The 21,788-nt window shown below is 73.1% G+C and carries 19 protein-coding genes and 2 tRNA genes; 15 read left to right on the forward strand and 6 right to left on the reverse strand.

Features of this window, described 5'->3' with window-relative positions; genetic code table 11:
- The 11 genes from dnaA to MTO91_RS00055 all read left to right on the forward strand — a co-directional run bounded on the left by dnaA (window position 1) and on the right by MTO91_RS00055 (window position 13,411).
- Window positions 1-1,764 (forward strand): chromosomal replication initiator protein DnaA, encoded by a 1,764-nt coding sequence (gene dnaA, locus MTO91_RS00005; RefSeq protein ID WP_476653219.1) that lies wholly within the window; start codon window positions 1-3, stop codon window positions 1,762-1,764.
- A 1,042-nt stretch (window positions 1,765-2,806) separates the two neighbouring features.
- On the forward strand, window positions 2,807-3,961 hold the full coding sequence (gene dnaN, locus MTO91_RS00010; RefSeq protein ID WP_476653220.1) for a DNA polymerase III subunit beta: 1,155 nt from the start codon (window positions 2,807-2,809) through the stop codon (window positions 3,959-3,961).
- Between the two features lie 116 nt (window positions 3,962-4,077).
- On the forward strand, window positions 4,078-5,022 hold the full coding sequence (gnd, locus tag MTO91_RS00015; RefSeq protein WP_208820455.1) for a phosphogluconate dehydrogenase (NAD(+)-dependent, decarboxylating): 945 nt from the start codon (window positions 4,078-4,080) through the stop codon (window positions 5,020-5,022).
- A 36-nt stretch (window positions 5,023-5,058) separates the two neighbouring features.
- Window positions 5,059-6,246, forward strand: a complete 1,188-nt coding sequence (gene recF / locus MTO91_RS00020) for a DNA replication/repair protein RecF (RefSeq protein WP_405420712.1) — start codon at window positions 5,059-5,061, stop codon at window positions 6,244-6,246.
- 57 nt (window positions 6,247-6,303) lie between these two features.
- On the forward strand, window positions 6,304-7,020 hold the full coding sequence (locus MTO91_RS00025; RefSeq protein ID WP_405420709.1) for a DciA family protein: 717 nt from the start codon (window positions 6,304-6,306) through the stop codon (window positions 7,018-7,020).
- Window positions 7,021-7,531: 511 nt separating this feature from the next.
- Window positions 7,532-9,598: a DNA topoisomerase (ATP-hydrolyzing) subunit B gene (gene gyrB, locus MTO91_RS00030; protein WP_405420707.1), complete on the forward strand. Its 2,067-nt coding sequence runs from the start codon at window positions 7,532-7,534 to the stop codon at window positions 9,596-9,598.
- A gap of 49 nt (window positions 9,599-9,647) precedes the next feature.
- Window positions 9,648-12,158: a DNA gyrase subunit A gene (gene gyrA / locus MTO91_RS00035; RefSeq protein WP_476653222.1), complete on the forward strand. Its 2,511-nt coding sequence runs from the start codon at window positions 9,648-9,650 to the stop codon at window positions 12,156-12,158.
- Window positions 12,159-12,256: 98 nt separating this feature from the next.
- The gene (locus tag MTO91_RS00040; RefSeq protein WP_224401041.1) at window positions 12,257-12,979 is read left to right on the forward strand and encodes a DUF3566 domain-containing protein; all 723 of its coding nucleotides are present in this window, start codon (window positions 12,257-12,259) and stop codon (window positions 12,977-12,979) included.
- Between the two features lie 95 nt (window positions 12,980-13,074).
- Window positions 13,075-13,148, forward strand: a tRNA-Ile gene (locus tag MTO91_RS00045).
- 40 nt (window positions 13,149-13,188) lie between these two features.
- Window positions 13,189-13,299, forward strand: coding sequence for a DLW-39 family protein (locus MTO91_RS00050; protein WP_208820446.1), 111 nt, complete (start codon window positions 13,189-13,191; stop codon window positions 13,297-13,299).
- Between the two features lie 36 nt (window positions 13,300-13,335).
- Window positions 13,336-13,411 (forward strand) — tRNA-Ala (locus MTO91_RS00055).
- A gap of 250 nt (window positions 13,412-13,661) precedes the next feature.
- On the opposite strand, the gene MTO91_RS00060 is transcribed toward MTO91_RS00055, so the two are convergent.
- The 4 genes from MTO91_RS00060 to MTO91_RS00075 form a co-directional block, all read right to left on the reverse strand.
- Window positions 13,662-13,844: a hypothetical protein gene (locus tag MTO91_RS00060; RefSeq protein WP_405420698.1), complete on the reverse strand. Its 183-nt coding sequence runs from the start codon at window positions 13,842-13,844 to the stop codon at window positions 13,662-13,664.
- 155 nt (window positions 13,845-13,999) lie between these two features.
- On the reverse strand, window positions 14,000-14,992 hold the full coding sequence (locus MTO91_RS00065; protein WP_476653224.1) for an SDR family oxidoreductase: 993 nt from the start codon (window positions 14,990-14,992) through the stop codon (window positions 14,000-14,002).
- A 41-nt stretch (window positions 14,993-15,033) separates the two neighbouring features.
- Window positions 15,034-15,519, reverse strand: coding sequence for a DUF3159 domain-containing protein (locus MTO91_RS00070; protein ID WP_476654976.1), 486 nt, complete (start codon window positions 15,517-15,519; stop codon window positions 15,034-15,036).
- 6 nt (window positions 15,520-15,525) lie between these two features.
- The gene (locus MTO91_RS00075) at window positions 15,526-15,747 is read right to left on the reverse strand and encodes a hypothetical protein (RefSeq protein WP_405420689.1); all 222 of its coding nucleotides are present in this window, start codon (window positions 15,745-15,747) and stop codon (window positions 15,526-15,528) included.
- Between the two features lie 184 nt (window positions 15,748-15,931).
- Here MTO91_RS00075 and MTO91_RS00080 point away from each other — a divergent pair, with 184 nt between their 5' ends.
- The gene (locus MTO91_RS00080) at window positions 15,932-16,816 is read left to right on the forward strand and encodes a helix-turn-helix transcriptional regulator (RefSeq protein WP_346107710.1); all 885 of its coding nucleotides are present in this window, start codon (window positions 15,932-15,934) and stop codon (window positions 16,814-16,816) included.
- Window positions 16,817-16,834: 18 nt separating this feature from the next.
- On the opposite strand, the gene MTO91_RS00085 is transcribed toward MTO91_RS00080, so the two are convergent.
- Window positions 16,835-17,263 carry an SRPBCC family protein gene (locus MTO91_RS00085; protein ID WP_100879109.1) on the reverse strand — a complete coding sequence of 143 codons (429 nt, stop codon included), beginning with the start codon at window positions 17,261-17,263 and terminating at the stop codon, window positions 16,835-16,837.
- A 122-nt stretch (window positions 17,264-17,385) separates the two neighbouring features.
- Here MTO91_RS00085 and MTO91_RS00090 point away from each other — a divergent pair, with 122 nt between their 5' ends.
- From MTO91_RS00090 to MTO91_RS00100, 3 genes are all read left to right on the forward strand, one after another.
- Window positions 17,386-17,793, forward strand: coding sequence for a YciI family protein (locus MTO91_RS00090; protein ID WP_476653226.1), 408 nt, complete (start codon window positions 17,386-17,388; stop codon window positions 17,791-17,793).
- Window positions 17,790-18,956 (forward strand): RNA polymerase sigma factor, encoded by a 1,167-nt coding sequence (locus MTO91_RS00095; protein ID WP_405420684.1) that lies wholly within the window; start codon window positions 17,790-17,792, stop codon window positions 18,954-18,956. Before MTO91_RS00090 ends, MTO91_RS00095 begins: the two co-directional genes overlap by 4 nt.
- An 84-nt stretch (window positions 18,957-19,040) precedes the next feature.
- Window positions 19,041-20,747, forward strand: a complete 1,707-nt coding sequence (locus MTO91_RS00100) for an ATP-binding SpoIIE family protein phosphatase (RefSeq protein WP_345647899.1) — start codon at window positions 19,041-19,043, stop codon at window positions 20,745-20,747.
- A gap of 18 nt (window positions 20,748-20,765) precedes the next feature.
- Here the strand turns inward: MTO91_RS00100 and MTO91_RS00105 are convergent, their stop codons facing one another.
- The gene (locus tag MTO91_RS00105; protein ID WP_476651756.1) at window positions 20,766-21,737 is read right to left on the reverse strand and encodes an IS481 family transposase; all 972 of its coding nucleotides are present in this window, start codon (window positions 21,735-21,737) and stop codon (window positions 20,766-20,768) included.
- Window positions 21,738-21,788: the final 51 nt, after the last annotated feature.

Below are 21,788 nucleotides of genomic sequence, written 5' to 3' on the forward strand. Positions count from 1 at the left end.
ATGACCGACCAGCCGGGCGATCTCGGCGCGGTCTGGAACCGGGTCATCGCCGATCTCTCCGGCGCGTCGGCCGAGTCCGGCACACCCGCCCTCTCCCCGCAGCAGCGCGCGTTCCTGCGCCTGACCCGTCCCCTCGGCCTGCTCGACGGCACCGCACTGCTCGCCGCGCCGAGCGAGTTCGCGAAGGACGCCATCGAGCGGATCCTGCGCAGGCCGATCAGCGACGCCCTCGGCCGCCACCTCGGTGTGGCGGTCAACCTCGCCGTCGTCGTCGACGCCTCCGCGGCGTCCGGCGGCACCGAGGTCCCCGACCCGCCCGGGTTCGGCATGCACCGCGGCGTCACCGCGGGGGACAGCGTCCGCGACACCGGCACCGGCGGCCGGGCCGGCGCCGACCCGGCCGCGTCGGCCGACGGGGACCACGACGCCCGTCCCGCACACGACCGCCCCGCGCGCGAGCACGCCCCGACCGACGGCACCGGCCCGGACACCGGGCCGCAGGCGGGCGTCGACGGCGGGTTCGGCAACGGCTTCGCCGACGGGGCCCGCCGCGACGACGCCGGCCCATCGGGCATCGACCGCGGCTGGTCGGCCGAGCCGGCGCCGTCGTCGTCCGGGGGGTGGGCGCCGCAGCCCACCGGGCGCCCGGAGCCGGGCTCGCGCGAGGGCCAGACCTCGTGGCCGGCCTACACCGCGCCGCAGGCGGGCGACCCGGTCGCGCCGCGGTCGCAGACCCGGCTCAACGAGCGCTACACCTTCGACACCTTCGTCATCGGTGCCTCGAACCGGTTCAGCCACGCCGCCGCGGTCGCGGTGGCCGAGGCGCCGGCGCGGGCGTACAACCCGCTGTTCATCTGGGGCGAGTCCGGGCTGGGCAAGACCCACCTGCTGCACGCCGTCGGGCACTACGCCCAGCGGCTGTTCCCCGGGATGCGGGTCCGGTACGTCAGTACCGAGGAGTTCACGAACGACTTCATCAACTCCCTGCGCGACGACCGCAAGGTCGCCTTCCAGCGCCGCTACCGGGACGTCGACGTGCTGCTGGTCGACGACATCCAGTTCCTGGAGGGCAAGGAGGGGACGCAGGAGGAGTTCTTCCACACCTTCAACACCCTCCACAACGCGAACAAGCAGATCGTCGTCTCCTCCGACCGGCCGCCCAAGCGCCTCGAGACCCTCGAGGACAGGATGCGCACGCGGTTCGAGTGGGGTCTGATCACCGACATCCAGCCGCCCGAGCTGGAGACGCGGATCGCGATCCTGCGGAAGAAGGCCGCGCAGGACCGGCTCGCCGTCCCCGGTGAGGTCCTGGAGTTCATCGCGGAGCGGATCGAGCGCAACATCCGCGAGCTCGAGGGCGCGCTGATCCGGGTCACGGCGTTCGCGTCGCTGAACCGTCAGGCCGTCGACACCCAGCTCGCCGAGATCGTGCTGCGCGACCTGATCCCGGACTCCGCAGCCTCGGAGATCACCGCGCCGACGATCATGGCGGTCACCGCCGAGTTCTTCGGCCTCACGCTCGACGAGCTGTCCGGGCCCGGCAAGACGAAGGCGCTCGCCCAGGCCCGCCAGATCGCCATGTACCTGTGCCGCGAGCTGACCGACCTGTCGCTGCCGCGCATCGGGCAGACCTTCGGCGGCCGGGACCACACGACCGTCATGCACGCCGACAAGAAGATCCGCAACGAGATCTCGCTCCGGCGGAAGACCTTCGAACAGGTGCAGGAGCTGACCGCGCGGATCAAGCTGCGCGCCCGGCACTGACCTTCTCCGGTGGCCCGCCCGAGGCGGGTTGTCCACCGGTCGCACCGCTTCTCCACAGCCCGGCCGGCCCCACCGTGACCAGGCAGGACGCGTTCCCGGCGGTCACCGCGCGCACCGGGACCGATCCCGTGCAACCCACAGGGGCCACGGCCCCCAGATCGCCGCTGCGGCGCGTTGCGAGCCGTCCCCGGGTGATCGGCACCCCCGCCGCCGCGGACGGCCGGGACACCGGGACCGCCCGGCGTGGTACCGATCGGGGACGGCGTGGCGTCACCCGCGTGTCGGCCCCACCACTCCCGTTCGTCGTCCGGTAGTAGGCACTCGGCGCTTCACCACTCGTCCCGGTGATCGCTTGCGCTCACCCGCCGGTCACGCTCCGTCGACATTCCTGTGACGGGTGGGACGTCTGTGGGTTCATCGTGCAATGCGGGAGTGCCGAACGGCGTGTGCCCGCCATCACCCTGGGTCCACGATCCACCACGTTTCCACCCACATCTGGGGACAACTCTGTGGATGGCTCGTCGCAGCCCGGTGGACGGATCGCCCGGGATCCGTGGACAACTCTGTGGTGAACCCGGGATGAACCGGGGACGGATGAGAGTCGACGCCGTCGGTCCACCGCTCCACGGACCTGTCAACGGGTGCCCCCACCGCCGCATCCCCAGCCGACGCGGCCTGCTGACCAGCGGGGATGCGCTCCATCCACACTGTGCACAGGACTTAGTACTACGACGGTTTGTCTCTCTCTATCTCTTCTTCCCAAGAACACCTGTGTGGACCGACCCCCGGACGGGGGTCACGGACGGGGACACCGAACGGGCACCGGGGTGGCGTGGAAACTGTCGGGGCGAGGCTCTACCGTGAGCGTCCCGGCGAACCCCGGCTTCCGATCCCGTTCCGGCCACTCCGCTCCGCAGCCCCTCCGGGCCACGGCGCCGGCCGGACCCGGAGGACGAACCGGTCCGCCGCCGCACCGCCGTCCCGTCGACGACCCGGCCCCGCGCCGTGGTCCGAGCCGGGCGCTACCGGGGAAGGTCTCCAGATGAAGTTCCGGGTCGAACGCGACGTCCTCGCGGACGCGGCCGCCTGGGTGGCGCGCAGCCTCCCGGCTCGTCCGCCGGTGCCCGTGCTCGGCGGGGTCCTCATCCAGTCCGACGGCGAGTCCGGCGAGAAGCTGACCGTCTCCGGCTTCGACTACGAGACCTCGGCGCGCGTCGAGCTCGACGCGACGGTCGGGAAGCCGGGCCGCACGCTCGTCTCCGGGCGGCTGCTGGCCGACATCACCCGGGCGCTCCCGTCCAAGCCGGTCGACCTGACCGTCGACGGCTCCCGCGCCACGATCAACTGCGGCAACTCCCGGTTCAGCCTCCCGACGATGCCGGTCGAGGACTACCCGCAGCTGCCCGACATGCCGCAGCGCGCCGGGTCGGTCGCCGCCGACGCGCTCGCCGCCGCCGTCGCCCAGGTCGCCGTCGCGTCCGGGCGGGACGACACGCTGCCGATGCTGACCGGCATCCGGCTCGAGATCGAGGGTTCGCAGCTGACGCTCGCGGCCACCGACCGGTTCCGGCTCGCCGTCCGCGAGCTCGAGTGGTCCCCGGAGGACGCCTCGATCTCGACCGCGGTGCTGATCCCGGCCAAGACCCTGGCCGAGGTCGCCAAGACCCTCGCCGGGTCCGGCACCGTGGAGATCGCGCTGTCGGCCGGGGACGGGATGCTCGGGCTCACCGGCGGCGGCCGCCGCTCCACCAGTCGGCTGCTCGACGCCGAGTTCCCCCGCTTCCGCCAGCTGATCCCGGCCGAGCACACCACCGCGGTCGAGCTCGACGTGGCGCTGCTGGTCGAGGCGATCAAGCGTGTCTCGCTCGTCGCGGACCGGGTCGCCCAGATCCGGATGGAGTTCGGCGAGGACGGGCTGCGCCTGGCCGCCGGCGGCGACGACGTCGGGTCCGCCGAGGAGGAGCTGCCCTGCGCGCTCGACGGCAGCCCGCTGACGATCGCGTTCAACCCGGGCTACCTGCTCGACGCCCTCGGCGCGCTGCACACCGACCGCGCCCAGCTGACGTTCACCACGCCGAACCGGCCCGCGCTGGTCCGCCCGGTGCCCAAGCCCGCCACCGACGACGCCGGCGAGGCGCCGTCGCCGGAGAAGTCCGGCTACCTGCACCTGCTGATGCCGGTGCGGCTGCCCGGCTGACCCCCCGCCGGGCGGGTGTCCCGGCGAGGGGGAAGACTCGTCCGCGGTGTGATCGACGAGGGCCACCGGTGCCCTACGGGCATGCCGGCGGCACGGACGCGAAGGGGGCCACTGCCGTGCAGATCGGCATGATCGGACTCGGCCGCATGGGCGGCAACATGCGGGAGCGGCTGCGGGCCGCCGGGCACGAGGTGGTCGGCTACGACCCCCGCCCGGAGGTCAGCGACGTGGCCTCGCTCGCGGAGCTCGCGGGCGCACTGGCCGCGCCGCGCGTCGTGTGGGTCATGGTGCCCTCCGGCGAGCCGACCCGGAACACCGTCGCCACGCTGGCGACCACGCTGGATCCCGGTGACCTGGTCATCGACGGCGGCAACTCCCGCTACACCGACGACCAGCCCAACGCCGCGCTGCTCGACGCGCACGGCATCGGCTACGTCGACTGCGGCGTCTCCGGCGGGATCTGGGGCAAGGACAACGGCTACGGCCTGATGGCGGGCGGCGAGCCCGAGCACATCGAGCGCGCCATGCCGATCTTCGACGCGCTGCGTCCCGAGGGCGTGCGCGAGGAGGGGTTCGCGCACGCCGGGCCGGTGGGCGCGGGCCACTTCGCGAAGATGGTCCACAACGGCATCGAGTACGGCCTCATGCAGGCCTACGCCGAGGGCTTCGAGCTGATGGAGGCCAGCGAGCTGATCACCGACGTGCCCGGGGTGATCCAGGCCTGGTCGCGCGGCACCGTCGTCCGTTCCTGGCTGCTCGACCTGCTGGTCGACGCGCTGAAGGAGGACCCCCGTCTCGACCAGCTCGAGGGCTGGGTGGACGACTCCGGCGAGGGCCGCTGGACGATCGAGGAGGCCATCGCGCACGCGGTGCCGCTGCCGGTCATCTCCGCGGCGCTGTTCGCCCGGTTCTCCTCCCGGCAGGCCGAGTCGCCCGCGATGAAGGCCGTCGCCGCGCTGCGCCAGCAGTTCGGCGGGCACGCGGTGAAGAAGTCCGGGCCGGCCGGTGCCCCGGGCGACAAGGCGGGACCGTCGTCCGGCGGCGGTTCGACGCAGCAGTGACCCGGCGCCGAGCCGGACGGGAAGGGTGACCAGGCGGTGTACCTCAGGCGGTTCTCGGTCACCGACTTCCGGTCCTGGCCGGAGGCCGAGCTGGAGCTCGACCCCGGCGTGACCGTGCTGGTCGGGTCCAACGGCGTCGGCAAGACCAACCTGGTCGAGGGGATCGGCTACCTCGCCACCCTCGGCTCGCACCGGGTCTCCTCCGACGCGCCGCTGATCCGGCGCGGGGCCGAGCAGGCCGTCGTCCGCGGCGAGGTGCACCACCACGGCCGGAAGCTCGGCGTCGAGCTGGAGATCAACAACGGCAAGCAGAACCGGGCGCGGGTCAACCGCTCACCGGTCTCGCGGCCGCGCGACGTCCTGGGGATCCTGCGCAGCGTGCTGTTCGCGCCGGAGGACCTGGCGCTGGTGCGGGGCGACCCGTCGGAGCGCCGGCGTTTCCTCGACGAGCTGCTCGTCGCGCGGTTCCCGCGCTACGCCGGCGTCCGCGCCGACTACGACAAGGTCCTGCGCCAGCGCTCGGCCCTGCTGAAGTCCGCGAAGCCGGCACTGCGCGGGGCCCGTGGCCGGTCCCGGGCGCCGGTGGCCGCGGACCCGGAGCTGCCCGACGACCTGGCGACGCTGGAGGTCTGGGACGGGCATCTCGCCCGTACCGGCGCGGCGCTGCTGGCCGGGCGGCGCGAGCTCGTCGTCGCGCTGGCGCCCTACGCCCGCGAGGCGTTCGCGGCGATCGCGCCGTCGTCGGACCCGATCGGCCTGGACTACCGGTCCAGCCTCGGGACGGCGGGGGTCGCGGAGCTGCCGTCGTCGACCGGGGACCTGGAGTCGCTGCTGCTGGACCGGCTGGCCGAGGTGCGGTCCCAGGAGGTCGAACGCGGGGTCTGCCTGGTCGGCCCGCACCGCGACGAGCTGGACCTCGCCCTCGGCGAGGGACCGGCGAAGGGCTACGCCAGCCACGGCGAGTCCTGGGCGTTCGCGCTGGCGCTGCGGCTGGCGTCCTACCGCCTGCTGCACGCCGACGACGTCGAGCCGGTCCTCGTGCTGGACGACGTCTTCGCCGAGCTGGACTCGGCCCGCCGCCGCGCGCTGGCCGGCCTGGTGGCCGACGCGGAGCAGGTCCTGGTGACCGCCGCGGTGGCCGAGGACGTGCCCGCGGAGCTCGACGGGGTCCGGTTCGCCGTCGGCGACCGGACGGTGAGCCGCGACGGCGAGGTGCCCGCGTGATCGCCCCGGCAGGTCTCGAACGTGTCACGGCATTCTGGGGACAAGGCTGTGGATACTGTGGATAACTCAGGAGCACCGGGGGACGGACGCCGTTCCGGAACCGGAAACCGGAGGACAGGACGCCGGGGACTGGGCACCGACGGCGCCGTACCTGGGGACGGACGCGACACCGGTCCCGGTCACGACGCGGTCACGGGCGGGGACGTCCCGGGCGGCGGTGTCCCGGGGGAGCAGGGCGACCTGCTCGCCGGCGACCGCGCGAACCTGCGCGGGGCCGACCTCGCGCGCGAGGCGCTGCGCGCGGCCCGCGAGGCGTCGGCCCGCAAGGCCGAGGAGCGGGCGCAGGCCGACCGGCCCAAGCTGCGCGTGGTCTCCGGACGGGGGCGTCGTCGTCGCTGGTCGGGGGCGGGGCCCGACGACCGGGACCCGCAGCCGTTCGGACGTCTGGTGTCGCGGGTGTCGGTGGACCGCGGCTGGTCGAACCGGCTGACCGACGCGACCGTCCTCGGCCGGTGGCCGCAGCTGGTCGGGCCGGACGTCGCCGACCACTGCACACCGGTCTCGCTGCGCGACGGCGAGCTGACCCTGCAGGCCGAGTCCACGGCGTGGGCCACCCAGCTGCGGACCCTGCAGCGTCAGCTGCTGACCCGGCTCGCCGCCGCGGTCGGGCCGGACGTCGTGCGCCGGATCCGGGTCGTCGGGCCGAGCGGGCCGAGCTGGCGGCACGGTCCGCGGCACGTCCGCGGCCGCGGCCCCCGCGACACCTACGGCTGAGCCGCGCCCTGCCTCCCGCTCCGCCGCGGCACCGCCCCCGGCGTGCCCCCAGGGGAACCCTCGTAGCGCTCTAAGCCACGAAAGTTCCCCTGGGGGCACCGGGCAGGGGGTCGGGTGCCGCCGAACGGGTGGTGGGCACCGGGGTGCACGTTGTGGGCGCGTCACGTCGCCCCGAGGGGTCGTGGGGGGCCGGATCGGGTGAGGAGCCGCACCCCGCCGGCCTCGTGTCTCTCGTCGGCGGTGAGCGCGGGATGACACGGCCGCCGGTCCGCTCGACCCCGCAGGGGCACGTCCGATCCCGCACCGGACGCCGTTCGTCCGTCTGTGGCGCTTCTGGGTGGGTCCTTCCCGTCTTTCCGTCGGTCCCGACGGGTAGGATCGACAGGTGTTTCCCGGGTGGCTCCCCAAGACATGACCAGAGCGCCCGGTCGGTGGAACCGTTCCGTCGTCGTCGCACCGGTGGTGCGCGCGTCGCGCGGGCGGTTCACGTGGCGAGGAGAAGCAGCTACCCGTGGCTTCCGACAAGGCAGCGAACAACGCCTACGGCGCGTCGTCCATCACGGTCCTCAAGGGCCTGGAGGCGGTCCGCAAGCGGCCCGGCATGTACATCGGCTCGACCGGTGAGCGGGGCCTGCACCACCTGATCTGGGAGGTGGTGGACAACTCGGTCGACGAGGCGATGGCCGGTCACGCCACGAAGGTCGTCGTGACCCTGCAGGCCGACGGCGGCATCCGCGTCGAGGACGACGGCCGCGGCATCCCCGTCGAGATGCACCCGGTGGAGAAGAAGCCGACCCTCGAGGTCGTCCTCACCAGCCTGCACGCCGGCGGCAAGTTCGACGACAAGTCCTACGCCGTGTCCGGTGGTCTGCACGGTGTCGGCGTCTCGGTCGTGAACGCGCTGTCCACCGCGCTCGACGTCGAGGTCCGCCGCGACGGCCAGATCTGGCGCCAGCACTACGAGTACGCCGTGCCCGGCGAGCTCGTCGAGGCCGGCACCACGAAGAAGGCCGACACCGGCACCACGATCACCTACTGGGCCGACCCGAAGATCTTCGAGACGACCAGCTACACGCTGGAGACGATCCGTCGCCGGCTGCAGGAGCAGACGTTCCTGAACAAGGGCCTCACCATGGTCCTGCGCGACGAGCGGCGGCCGGAGAAGCCGGCGGGTGTCCCGTCGTCGGACGCGGTCGACTCCGACGGCAACCCGATCGAGGCGCCCGTCCCGGAGGTCGACGCGGACGACGAGCCCGACGCCGAGGGCTACGTGGCCAAGCCCAAGGAGTACGTCTTCCACTACCCGAACGGGCTGGAGGACTTCGTCGCGCACCTGAACAAGTCGAAGGACCCGATCCACCGCAAGATCGTCAGCTACACCGGCGAGGGCCCCGGCCACCAGGTCGAGGTCGCGATGCAGTGGAACTCGGGCTACTCCGAGTCGGTCTACACCTTCGCGAACACGATCAACACGCACGAGGGCGGCACCCACGAGGAGGGATTCCGCCACGCGCTGACCGCGACGGTCAACAAGTACGCGCGCGACAAGAAGCTCATCAAGGAGAAGGACCCGGCGCTGTCCGGCGACGACATCCGCGAGGGCCTCGCCGCGATCGTCTCGGTCAAGGTCTCGGAGCCGCAGTTCGAGGGCCAGACCAAGACCAAGCTCGGCAACACCGAGGTCAAGTCGTTCGTCCAGCGCGTGTCGAACGAGTGGCTCGCCGACTGGTTCGAGCGCAACCCCACCGAGGCGAAGACGATCGTCACCAAGGCGGTCTCCTCGGCCCAGGCCCGTCTGGCCGCGCGCCGTGCCCGCGAGCTCGTGCGCCGCAAGAGCGCCGGCGACATCGGCGGCCTGCCCGGCAAGCTGTCGGACTGCCGCTCGCGCGACCCGGAGAGCTGCGAGCTCTACATCGTCGAGGGTGACTCCGCGGGCGGCTCGGCGAAGGCCGGCCGCGACTCGATGCACCAGGCGATCCTGCCCATCCGCGGCAAGATCATCAACGTCGAGAAGGCCCGGATCGACCGCGTCCTCAAGAACACCGAGGTCCAGTCGATCATCACCGCGATGGGCACCGGCATCCACGACGACTTCGATCTGGCCAAGCTGCGGTACCACAAGCTGGTGCTGATGGCCGACGCCGACGTCGACGGCCAGCACATCCGGACGCTCCTGCTCACGCTGCTGTTCCGCTTCATGCGCCCGCTGATCGAGAACGGGCACGTGTTCCTGGCGCAGCCGCCGCTGTACAAGCTCAAGTGGTCCGGTCGCGGGGCCGAGCCGGAGTACGCCTACTCCGACCGCGAGCGCGACGGCCTGATCGAGGCCGGCCGGGCCGCGGGCAAGAAGCTCCCCAAGGACCAGGGCGTGCAGCGCTACAAGGGTCTCGGCGAGATGGACGCCAAGGAGCTGTGGGAGACCACGATGGACCCGACGAACCGGCTGCTGCTGCAGGTGAGCCTGGACGACGCCGCCACCGCCGACGAGCTGTTCTCGGTGCTGATGGGTGAGGACGTCGAATCCCGCCGGTCCTTCATCACCCGCAACGCCAAGGACGTGCGCTTCCTGGACGTCTGATCCACACATCTGATCCAGACGCACGTATGAACACGCACGAGGAGACTTCGTGACGGACACGATCGACCCCGCCGCCCCCGCGGCAGGCGGCGGAGAGGGTGGGGGCCGGGTCGAACCGGTCGACATCCAGCAGGAGATGCAGCGCTCGTACATCGACTACGCGATGAGCGTGATCGTCGGGCGGGCGCTGCCGCTGGTGGAGGACGGTCTCAAGCCGGTCCACCGCCGCGTCCTCTACTCGATGGGGGAGAACGGCTTCCGGCCCGACCGCGCCCCGGTCAAGTGCGCCCGCGTCGTCGGCGACGTCATGGGCAACTACCACCCGCACGGCGACTCGGCGATCTACGACGCCCTCGTGCGGCTGGCCCAGCCCTGGTCGATGCGCTACCCGCTGATCCAGGGGCAGGGCAACTTCGGCTCGCGCGGCAACGACCCGGCCGCGGCCATGCGGTACACCGAGTGCCGGCTCTCGCCGCTGGCGATGGCGATGCTCCAGGACATCGACGAGGAGACCGTCGACTACCTGGACAACTACGACGGCAAGACCCAGGAACCGGTCGTCCTGCCGTCGCGGGTGCCGAACCTGCTCATCAACGGCAGCTCCGGCATCGCGGTCGGCATGGCGACGAACATCCCGCCGCACAACCTGCGCGAGGTCGGCGCCGGCGTCGCCTGGTGCCTGGAGAACCCCGACGCCACCGACGACGAGCTGCTCGAAGCGGTCATGGAGCGCATCAAGGGGCCGGACTTCCCGACCCACGGCCTCATCGTCGGGCGCGACGGCATCGAGTCCGCCTACCGGACCGGGCGCGGCTCGGTCCGGATGCGGGCCGTCGTCGAGGTCGAGGAGGACGCCAAGGGCCGCACCACCCTGGTGGTCACCGAGCTGCCCTACATGGTCAACCCGGACAACCTGATCGAGTCGATCGCGGGCATGGTCCGCGACGGCAAGATCGCCGGGATCTCCGAGATCGTCGACGAGTCCTCGGACCGCATCGGCATGCGGATCGTCGTCACGCTCAAGCGCGACGCCGTCGCCAAGGTCGTCCTGAACAACCTGTACAAGCACACCCAGCTGCAGCACAGCTTCGGTGTGAACATGCTGTCGATCGTCGACGGCGTCCCGCGCACGCTGCGCCTCGACCAGATGATCCGGCACTACGTCCGGCACCAGATCGAGGTCATCGTCCGGCGGACCCGCTACCGGCTCCGCAAGGCCGAGGAGCGGGCCCACATCCTGCGTGGTCTGGTCAAGGCGCTGGACGCGCTCGACGAGGTCATCGCCCTGATCCGGGCGTCGGCCACGGTCGACGTCGCCCGGGCCGGCCTGATCGACCTGCTCGACGTCGACGACATCCAGGCCCAGGCCATCCTGGACATGCAGCTGCGTCGCCTCGCCGCGCTGGAGCGCCAGAAGATCATCGACGAGCTCGCCGAGATCGAGCGCGAGATCGCGGACTACCAGGACATCCTGGCCCGTCCGGAGCGCCAGCGGCAGATCGTCCGCGACGAGCTCGCCGAGCTGGTCGAGGCCCACGGCGACGACCGCCGCACCCGGATCGTCGGCTACGACGGCGACGTCACCGACGAGGACCTGATCGCGGTCGAGGACGTCGTCGTCACGATCACCCGCACCGGCTACGCCAAGCGCACGAAGACCGACCTGTACCGCGCCCAGAAGCGCGGCGGGAAGGGCGTGCAGGGGGCGCAGCTGAAGCAGGACGACATCGTCAACCACTTCTTCGTGTGCTCCACGCACGACTGGATGCTGTTCTTCACCAACCGCGGGCGGGTCTACCGGCTCAAGGCCTACGAGCTGCCCGAGGCCAACCGCACCGCGCGCGGCCAGCACCTGGCGAACCTCCTGGCCCTGCAGCCGGAGGAGGAGATCGCCCAGGTCATGCAGATCAAGGACTACTCGGCGCGGCCGTACCTGGTCCTGGCCACCCGCAACGGCCTGGTGAAGAAGTCGCGCCTGACCGACTTCGACTCCAACCGGGCCGGCGGCCTCATCGGCATCAACCTGCGCGACGACGACGAGCTGGTCGGCGCCGTCCTCTGTTCGGGTGATGACGATCTGCTCCTCGTGTCCGCCGAGGGCCAGTCCATCCGGTTCACCGCGTCCGACGACGCGCTGCGCCCGATGGGCCGCGCCACCTCCGGTGTGCTGGGGATGCGGTTCAACGAGGGCGACAAGCTGCTGGCCCTCGGCGTGATCCGTTCCGACACCTACCTGCTCGTCGCCACCACCGGTGGCTACGCGAAGCGCACCCCGATCGAGGACTACCCCGTTCAGGGCCGTGGCGGGAAGGGAGTGTTGACCCTCCAGTACGACCGTCGGCGTGGCACGCTGGTCGGTGCGCTCATCGTCGGTATCGACGACGAGCTGTACGCGATCACCTCCACCGGCGGGGTCATCCGGACCTCCGCCCGCGAGGTGCGGAAGGCCGGCCGGCAGACGAAGGGAGTCCGCCTGATGAACCTGGGCGAGAGCTCCACGCTGCTGGCCGTCGCCCGCAACGCGGAGGAGACCGAGGAGGACCCGGGCCAGCAGGCGTAGTGCACGTCGGGTGGCCGGCCCCGCGGGGCCGGCCACCCGGCACACGCCGTGGGACCGGGGCAGTACCGAGCGACGACCAGCGAGGAGAGCTCCCACTCGTGAGCACCGACGACCGCACCCCGTCGCAGGACGAGGCCCGCACCGTCGCCACCGACGCCGACCACGACCCGTCGACGACGGCGGCCCCGGCCGACCACGTCCCCGGCCCGCGCGACGACGCCGAGCCCGCGGCCGACCCGGCCGCGGCCTCGCCGCCCCCGTGGCGCCGGGTGCCCGACACCCACGACGACCGCGACGGCGGCTCGGTCGCGGACTCGCTGCTGAGCGAGGCCCCGACCGCGTTCATGACCGCCCCCGGCGCCGGTGCGGCCGGCGCGACGACCGCCGTCCGCGACCCGGAGCAGCGCGAGAACGGCACGGCCCCGGCGGACACGCCGCGCGCCTCGGTCCGCAACCGGCCCCCGCGCCAGGCGCTGCTGCAGCTCAAGCGGCTCGACCCGTGGTCGGTGCTGAAGATGGCCCTGGCGCTGGCCGTCGTGCTATGGCTGGTGTGGATGGTCGCCGCGGGCGTCCTCTACGGCGTGCTCGGCGGCATGGGCGTCTGGGACCGGCTCAACGGCACCTACGCCGACCTGGTCACCTCGCAGCAGGAGACCGGGGGCTCGCTGATCAGCGTCGGACGGGTCTTCGGGCTCGCCGCCGTCGTCGGCGCGGTGAACAGCCTGCTGTTCGCGGTGGCCATCACCGTGGTCGCGTTCGTCTACAACGTGGCCGCCGACCTGGTCGGCGGCATCGAGGTCACGCTCTCCGAGCGGGACTGACCGGAGCGTCGTCTCGCACCCCGCACGGGGCCGGGTGGAGGGGGACCCCCTCGTAACCCACCCGACCCCGTGCGGTAGTGTTTCTCCTGTTGCACGGGCCTATAGCTCAGTTGGTTAGAGCGCATCGCTGATAACGATGAGGTCGCTGGTTCAAATCCAGCTAGGCCCACACCTTCCCCCTCCGACAGTCATTCGCGAGGAGACCTGCAATGAAGAAGCTGTTCGTGCTGGCCGTCGCCGCCGGTGCCGCGTACTTCGGCTGGTCCCGCTTCCGCGGCGTCGGGTCCGACGACCTGTGGCACGAGGCCACCACCCGCTGACTCCGCTTCCCGGGGTACCGTGATCGGGACCCACCAGGGGACATAGCTCAATTGGCAGAGCACCGCCTTTGCAAGGCGGGGGTTAGGGGTTCGATTCCCCTTGTCTCCACCAGCTGATACGCACTTCTCGCCGGTGTCCGTGGTCGGGGCGACCCGCCGGACGGCCCGACCGCCACTGTGACGCAGTCGTGGCGGTGTCCCGGTGGGCGACCACCCACCACATGCGGTTCTCCCGGGTGCCCAGCTGTTCCACGTGGAACACGCCGCTCCGGCGCAGGCCCCGTGCCGGTGGCTGCGGACCCGTGCCGCGGACGGGCCGACCGACTCCGTGAGCCGACCGACCCACCCGTCGTCCGGCCTGCTCAGCCGTCCTCGCGCAGCGGGCCGCCGGCACCCGTCTGCTCCCGCTCGCGCTGCGCGCGGCGCTCCAGCTCCTCGTCGTCCGGCGGGTGCGGAGTCTTGGCGTGCTCACGGTGGTCGGGCGTCGCGCCCTCCTCCGGGTCGATGACCTCGTCCAGGCCCCGTCGGCGTTCGTGGTTGCTCATGTCCTGTGTCGTGCCCGTTCCCGGCCGATCCATGCGCGCTCCGGCGCACCGGCAGCGAGCCGAGCACCCGGGACGGTGCTGACGAGTGGGAGGGCGAGGTCGGTCGCGGCGTCGAGGAATGGTGGCGGCGCGCCGCCGGGGTCCGACCCCCGTGCTCACCGGGCGTCGCGGTGCAGGACGACCGTGTCCTCGGTCGCGACGGCGTCCCCACCGTCGAACGAGACCTCGGTGAGCTCCTGCGAGACGCGCCAGATGCGCTCGGCGTCGTCGGTGCTGCGCAGGGGCCGGTAGAGGCCCAGCTCGGTGGGCGCACCACCCAGACCCCCGAATCCGTCGGGCCCGTAGAACCGCCCACCGTGTGCGTCCGGGGAGGTCGCGGCGTACAGCGCGGGCAGCCCGGCGCTCTGCGCGGTCCCGACGAGGATGCCGCGGGCCGAGAGCGCGCCGATCACCCGTCGTCCCCGCGCGGGCTGCTCGCGACCGACCTCGGCACGCGCGGCGAGCAGGCTGGTCGGGGCGATCCCGGGGTGGGACACGTTGCTGGTGATGCCCCAGCGCCCGGCGCGGCTGCGGCGGTCGAGCTCGAGGGCGAACAGCCCGAACGCGATCTTCGACCGGGCGTAGGCGGCCATGCCGTTGCCGTAGCCGACCTGCGCCTGGAGGTCGTCCCAGGCGATCCGGCCGCGGCGGGCGGCAACGCTGAGCTGGGAGGTCACCCGTGCCCGGCCGGCGCGCAGCAGCGGGAGCAGGTGCGCGACGAGGGCCACGTGACCGAGGTGGTTGGTGCCGAACTGCAGCTCGAAGCCGTCGACGGTCGTCGCCCGCCGGGGCGGGGTCATGACGCCGGCGTTGTTGACCAGGATGTGGATCGGGCGGCCCTCGCCCCGCAGCATGACACCGAGCGCGGCGACGGAGCCCAGCGACGACAGGTCCAGCTCACGCAGGGACACGGTCGCGCCGGGGGCGCGGGTGCGGATCGCGTCGACCGCCGCCTCGCCCTTGCGCCGGTTGCGGACGGGCAGCACGATCTCGGCTCCTGCGGCGGCGAGCCGGGTGGCGATACCGAGCCCGATGCCGTCGCTGGCGCCGGTGACGACGGCGAGCCGGCCGGTGAGGTCGCCGATGGTGATGTCGCGGGTGCGGGACATGCTGTCTCCCTGGTGGTGCGGTGCTCGAGGTCGGGCGGTGGTCAGGCGGCGGTGGCGCCGCGGGGGCCGATCGCGCGGCGGGCGGCGACGAGGGTGCCCGCGGCGAGCGCGGCGAAGGCCGGTACGGCGGCGACGCCGAGCGCGGCCAGGACGGCGGGCCGGTCCGCGAGGTAGGCCACGGCGCGCAGGGTGAGGTTGAGCGCGTGGAGCACGACGCCGGCCAGCGTGCTGACGGTGTAGACGCGCATCAGCCGGGGGTGCCCACGCCAGTCCTCGGGGCCGCCGACCAGCCGGTTGAACAGGGTCCCGGTCACCGGGCGGCGGACGAGGACCGAGCCGAGGAACAGCACGCCGAGTGCGGCCGGGATCAGGGTGGGGAGCAGGAAGAACGCCCGGGCCTCGCCGGAGAACGCGGGGGCGGCGGCGCACACGCCGGCCACCGCCAGACCGACGACGGCGGCCCGCTGTGACTCCCGGCGGGCCAGGCGCACGCCGAACGTCACCGGCGCGGCGACGGCGAGCGCGATGAACGCTCAGGTCAGCCCGCCCGCCGCGTCGGCCGCCACGAAGGCGACGGCGGGCGCGGCGGCGAGGAGGATCCCGACGGCGCCGCCGGAGCGGTCCAGGCTGGTCCGCATCGCCGCGGACAGGGTGGCGGCACCCGCGGCCCGGGCCGGCTCGTCGGTGCGGTGCTCCTCCGGGCGGCCCGGCGGCACGGTGGTGGTCGGGTCGAGCGGGAAGAGTTCGTTCGGCACGCTGGGCTCCTCGGGTCGGTGGCCGTGTGCCGACCACGTTCGCCCCACCGCCGGCCCGCAACCACGGCCTCCCGATCCACCCCTGGGCCGTGCGGCCCCGACCGGGTGGGGCGGATCGACGGTCCGTGGCTCCGCGCCGTGTGTCCCGGTAGGAACGGACGGAGGCGACCGAGAGGCGGTACGGATGATCGACCGGGTGGGCCTGGCCCAGTTCCTGCGGCGGCGCCGTGAGGTACTGCAACCGGAGGACGTGGGGCTGCCGCGGGGGCAGCGCCGTCGTACCAGCGGGCTGCGCCGCGAGGAGGCCGCGGCGCTGTGCCACATGTCGACCGACTACTACGCGCGCCTCGAACGGGAGCGTGGCCCGCGGCCGTCGGAGCAGATGATCGCCGCGATCGCCCAGGGGCTGCACCTCTCGCTCGACGAGCGCGATCACCTGTTCCGCCTCGCCGGGCAGCATCCGCCCGCCCGGGGCGCGACCAGCGACCACATCGGTCCCGGCCTGCTGCGCATCCTCGACCGCCTCGTCGACACCCCCGCCGAGATCGTCACCGAGCTCGGCGAGACGCTGCGCCAGACCTCACTGGGGGTCGCGTTGACCGGCGACACCACCGGGTTCACCGGCCCGTCGCGGAGCATCGGCTACCGCTGGTTCACCGACCCCGGCGCCCGTCTGCTCCACCCGCAGGAGGACCACGCGTTCCTGTCGCGCCGCTACGTCTCGAGCCTGCGGGCGGTCGCGGCCCGGCGCGGGCCGGGGTCCCGCGCGGCCCACCTCGCCGATCTCCTGTACCCGGAGAACGAGGAGTTCCGCGCGCTGTGGGACTCCCACGAGGTCGGCGTCCGGACCGACGACGTCAAACGCCTCCTCCACCCCGAGGTCGGCCCACTGGAGCTGCACTGCCAGACGCTGCTCGACCCCGACCAGTCCCACCTGCTGCTGGTCTACACCGCCGTCCCGGGCAGCGAGACCCACGAGAAGCTGCAGCTGCTCTCGGTCATCGGGGCACCGTCCGCCGCCTGGTACCGGCACGGCGAGCCGGTCGGCCCGCGGCCGGACGAGACCTGACCCGGGCAGCAGGGCCGGTCAGCGCGGACCGGCGCCGACCCCGCGGACCAGGCCGGACAGCAGCACCTTCGACAGTCCCTTCGCGAGCAGCGTCTCGCCCGCCGGCAGCCGCTTGTCGGCCTCGACCGCGTAGGTGATCTCGGTACCGGTGCCGACCGGGCGCAGCGTGACCTCGCCGCGGTAGTTCTTCAGCGGCACACCGGCCAGCGCGCGGTACCCGAGGCGTCGCCCCGGCTCGAACGCGGTGACCTCCTCGACGATCGGACCGGGCGAGCCGATGCCGACCTTGCGGACGGTGCCGACACCGTTGGGCTCCGGCGTCCCGGCCCGCGTGACGGCCACCTTCAGGCCCGGCGCCCACGCCGACATGCCCTCGTGGTCGGACAGCACCGACCACACCGTCTCGGGCGTCGCGGACACGGTGCGGACGGACGTCGCTCTGATCATGTGTGGAACTTACTGACGGGTAGGAGAAAAATCGAGCGGACATGTCGAGAACGCGCGTCCGGTTCCGTCCCCGGGGTGAACGCGGCCAGGATGGGCCGCGACGAGCACCGAGGAGACACACCATGGCCAAGTACCTGCTGCTCAAGCACTACCGCGGCGCCCCGGCCCCGAAGAACGACGTCCCGATGGACCGCTGGGCTCCCGAGGAGGTCACCGCGCACATCCGCTTCATGCAGGACTTCGCCGAGTCCCTGAAGGAGACCGGCGAGTTCGTCGACGCCCAGGCGCTGGCGCCGGAGGGCACCTTCGTCCGCTACGACGGCGAGGGCCGCCCGCCGGTCACCGACGGTCCGTTCGCGGAGACCAAGGACCTCGTCGCCGGCTGGATGATCGTCGACGTCGACAGCTACGAGCGGGCCGTCGAGCTGACCGGTGGGCTGTCGGCGGCTCCCGGCGCCGGTGGGGAGCCGATCCACGAGTGGATCGAGCTGCGCCCGTTCCTCGAGGTCCCGCCGACCGTCACGGAGTGAGCGGCGAGGTGGCCGGCGCCGACGCCGCGCTGCTGCGCGGCCTCGTCCCGGAGGTACTGGGGATCCTCGGCCGCCGCGGTGCGGACTTCGCGGCGGCCGAGGACGCCGTGCAGGACGCGCTCGTCGAGGCCCTGCGGACCTGGCCCGCGGACCCGCCGCGGGACCCGAAGGGCTGGCTCGTGACGGTGGCCTGGCGCCGCTTCCTCGACGCCACCCGGTCGGAGACCGCGCGTCGTGGCCGGGAGGAACGGGCCGAGGCCGAGCCGGCGCCCGGCCCGGCGCCGGACCACGACGACGCGCTCGAGCTGTACTTCCTGTGCGCGCACCCGTCGCTGTCGCCGTCGTCGGCGGTCGCGCTCACCCTGCGCGCGGTCGGCGGGCTCACCACCCGGCAGATCGCCGCGGCCTACCTGGTGCCCGAGGCGACGATGGCGCAGCGGATCAGCCGCGCCAAACGCACCGTCGCGGGGGAGCGGTTCGACCGCCCCGGCGACGTCGCGACCGTCCTGCGGGTCCTCTACCTGGTGTTCAACGAGGGCTACTCCGGCGACGTCGACCTCGCCGCCGAGGCGATCCGGCTGACCCGGCGCCTCGCGGCGTCGGTCGACCATCCCGAGGTCGCGGGCCTGCTCGCGCTGATGCTGCTGCACCACGCCCGACGCGCCGCCCGCACCGGCCCGGCCGGCGAGCTGGTGCCGCTGGCCGAGCAGGACCGCGGCCGCTGGGACACCGCCCTGATCACCGAGGGGGTGGCGGTGCTGCAGGCCGCGCTGGCCCGCGACCGGCTGGGGGAGTTCCAGGCCCAGGCGGCCGTCGCCGCCCTGCACGCCGACGCGCCGGCCGCCGGGGAGACCGACTGGCCCCAGATCGTCGAGTGGTACGACGAGCTGGTCCGGCTCACCGGCAGCCCGGTCGCCCGGCTGAACCGGGCGGTCGCCGTCGGGGAGGCCGACGGGCCACGGGCCGGGCTGGCGGCCCTCGCCGATCTCGACCCGGCGCTGCCCCGCTGGACCGCGGTCAGCGCCCACCTGCACGAGCGGGCGGGGGAGCGGGCCACGGCCGCGCGTCTCTACGCCGAGGCCGCGGCACTGGCGTCCTCCACGGCCGAACGGGACCACCTGATCCGGTGTGCCGCCCGTCTCCACACCGGATCGGCGGGCTGAACCGCATCGTCACAATTGACGATCACACGGCCTCCGAGGCACACCGACAGGACGCCGGCACGCAGCGGTGCAAGGATCATGCGAATGAGCCTGGTGTCGGATCCCGTTGCGGTCGCGGCACCGTCGCCGCTGACGTCACCGGCACGACTGGCCGCGGTGCGGGCCACCCAGCTGCTCGACACCGGGCCGGACGAGGCGTTCAACCGCCTGACCCGGCTGGTCTCGGTGGTCCTCGGCACCCCGGCGGTCATGCTGACCGTCGTCGACGAGGTCCGGACCTTCCTCAAGGGCACGCCCGAGCCCGCGCGGATCGTCGGGCCGGACGGCGTCTGGTCGGCGCCCGTCGAGGACAGCGGGTGCAAGGTCGTCATCGAGTCGGGCGGCGAGATCTGTGCCGGTGACGTGCGGGCCGACCCACGGCTGCGCGACCTCTCGCTGATGACCGACTTCGGTGCGGCCGCCTGGCTCGGCGTGCCGGTGCGCGACCCCGCGGGCCAGGTCGTGGGCAACCTCTGCGCGATGGACGTGGTCGTCCGTGACTGGACCCCGCTGCACCGCGAGACGATCCGCACCCTGGCCGACGCCGTCGAGGGCGAGATCGCGCTGCGTCTGGCCCTGCGCGAGACCGAGCGGCAGGCGGTCGCCGCCGCCCGCGACGCCGCCGAGATCGAGACGCTGGCCCGGACGCTGCAGGAGTCGCTGCTGCCCGCGCAGCCCCCGCGGCTGCCCGGGGTCGACATCGCGGCCCGCTTCCTGCCCGGCGGCTCCGGCGTGGAGGTCATGGGCGACTTCTACGACGCCGTCCCCACCCCGGACGGCGTCGCCGTGGTGATCGGCGACGTCCAGGGCAAGGGCGCCGGCGCCGCCCGGACGACCGCGCTGGCCCGCTCGGCCACCCGCACCGCCGCGCACTTCGAGAACGACCCGGCCGCCGTGCTGCGCACCGTCAACGACGTCCTGCACGTCTGGTTCGACGGCCGCACCAGTTTCGTCACCGCCGCGCTCGCGTCGCTGCGCCGCGGCCCCTCCGACACCTGGCACGCCGACCTCGCCTCGGCCGGTCACCCGCCCGCCCTCGTGCGACGCGCCGACGGCACCGCGGAGTTCCACGGCGGCGGCGGGCTGGTCCTCGGCATCGGCACCACCCCGATGGTGGCCGACGAGGCCGTCACCCTCGCCGCGGGCGACAGCCTGGTGCTCTACACCGACGGCATCACCGAGGCGCACGTGCGCGGGCACTGGGAGCAGCTGGGGGAGGAGGGCGCCCGGCGCACGCTGGCCTCGCTCGACCCGGGCGCCGACGCCGACACGATCGCGCGCGCCCTCACCGACGCCGCCCTCGCGCACTGCGGCGGTCACCTCAGCGACGACGCCGGGGTGGTCGTCGTGCAGGTCGAGGAACCCGGCACCGGCGACGTCGACCGGGTCGTCACCGAGCACGTCCCGCACGCCGGGGTCGGCCGGGAGACGCGGCGTTCCGCGGAACGCGTCCTCGTCGGCTGGGACCTCGCCCCCGGCACCCTCGCCGACGCGATGCTGGTCATCGAGGAGCTCGTCGCGAACGTCGTCGACCACGCCCGTACCGCGTTCCGCCTGACCCTGGTCCGGGGCCGGGACGCCCTGCGGATCGAGGTCGACGACGAGGGTGCGGGTGGCCCGCTGCTCCAGCCGCTCGACCTGCGGGCGGCGCGTGGGCGCGGCCTGCAGCTCGTCGACGCCGTCGCGCAGGCCTGGGGCTGTGACCCCCGGGGCCGCGGCAAGCGGGTGTGGGCCGAGCTCGCCGCGCGCTGACCCCCTAGGTGTACCCGGTCATGACGTTGGTGCCAGTCGGCTGGTCGGTGGGAGCCCGCCGAGCGCGCTGTGGCGTCGTCGAGTGTTGTAGTGCTCGATCCAGGGGGCAAGCGCTGCGGTGCGTTCGGCGTTGCTGGTGAAGACCTGCCGGTAGGCCCACTCGGTGGCCAGGGTCCGATTGAGACGTTCGACCTTGCCGTTCTGCCAGGGGCAGTGCGGCTTGATGAACACCTGCCGGGCCCCGAGGTCGGCGACCACTGACCGTAGGGACCACTTGTAGGCCCAGGCGTTGTCGGTCATGACCCGTTCGATCCTGGTGATGCCGTGTCTGGCGAAGTAGCCCGCGGCCCGGGCGAGGAACCCGGCGCAGGTGGTGCCCTTCTCGTCGGTCAGGACCTCGGAGTAGGCCAGCCGGGAGTGGTCATCGACCAGCGAGTGGATGTAGTCGAACCCGACTCTGGTCGAACGGTCGCGAGTGGCGTCGCGGCTGGCGCGGCCGTGCGCGCGCCAGCCGCCGCCGTCGGGGATGCGTCCGATCTTCTTGACGTCCATGTGTACCAGCTCGCCGGGGCGGGCGCGTTCGTAGCGCACCGCGGTGGTCTTGCTGGCGCGGATGCGCTCACCGGTGAGCGGGTCGAGTTCACGCAGGTAGGGGACGTGGTGGCGGCGCAGGATCCGCGACACCGTGCGTGGGGTGAGGCCGAGTTCGGGGCCGATCTCATCGGGCCCACGACGGTCGCGGGCGCGCACGGCCAGCACGCGAGCCTCGGTGTCGGCCGTGGTGCGAGTTGGGCAGCGATGCGGGCGCGAGGACCGGTCGTGCAGGCCGTTCTCGCCTTCGGCGCGGTAGCGGGCGACCCAGCGGCCGGCGCACTGGCGCGAGACCCCCATCTCCGCCGCGACGTGGGCACGAGGACGTCCCTGACGCACGATCCGGTCGACCAGCAGGACCCGGCCGTGGAACGTCAGGCGGGCATTACGGTGGGCCACGAGAGCCTCCAGGTGGTGTGGGTCCTAGACAAGCCACACCCCACCTGGGGG

The organism is Pseudonocardia sp. 2-7 (genome assembly GCF_056341085.1).

Coding starts and splice junctions, on each gene's coding strand:
- MTO91_RS00100 (WP_345647899.1), top strand. CDS start 19,041: ATGAGCCTGGTGTCGGATCCCGTTGCGGTCGCGGCACCGTCGCCGCTG.
- MTO91_RS00050 (WP_208820446.1), top strand. CDS start 13,189: ATGAAGAAGCTGTTCGTGCTGGCCGTCGCCGCCGGTGCCGCGTACTTC.
- MTO91_RS00090 (WP_476653226.1), top strand. CDS start 17,386: ATGGCCAAGTACCTGCTGCTCAAGCACTACCGCGGCGCCCCGGCCCCG.
- MTO91_RS00085 (WP_100879109.1), bottom strand. CDS start 17,263: ATGATCAGAGCGACGTCCGTCCGCACCGTGTCCGCGACGCCCGAGACG.
- dnaN (WP_476653220.1), top strand. CDS start 2,807: ATGAAGTTCCGGGTCGAACGCGACGTCCTCGCGGACGCGGCCGCCTGG.
- MTO91_RS00065 (WP_476653224.1), bottom strand. CDS start 14,992: ATGTCCCGCACCCGCGACATCACCATCGGCGACCTCACCGGCCGGCTC.
- dnaA (WP_476653219.1), top strand. CDS start 1: ATGACCGACCAGCCGGGCGATCTCGGCGCGGTCTGGAACCGGGTCATC.
- MTO91_RS00060 (WP_405420698.1), bottom strand. CDS start 13,844: ATGAGCAACCACGAACGCCGACGGGGCCTGGACGAGGTCATCGACCCG.
- MTO91_RS00080 (WP_346107710.1), top strand. CDS start 15,932: ATGATCGACCGGGTGGGCCTGGCCCAGTTCCTGCGGCGGCGCCGTGAG.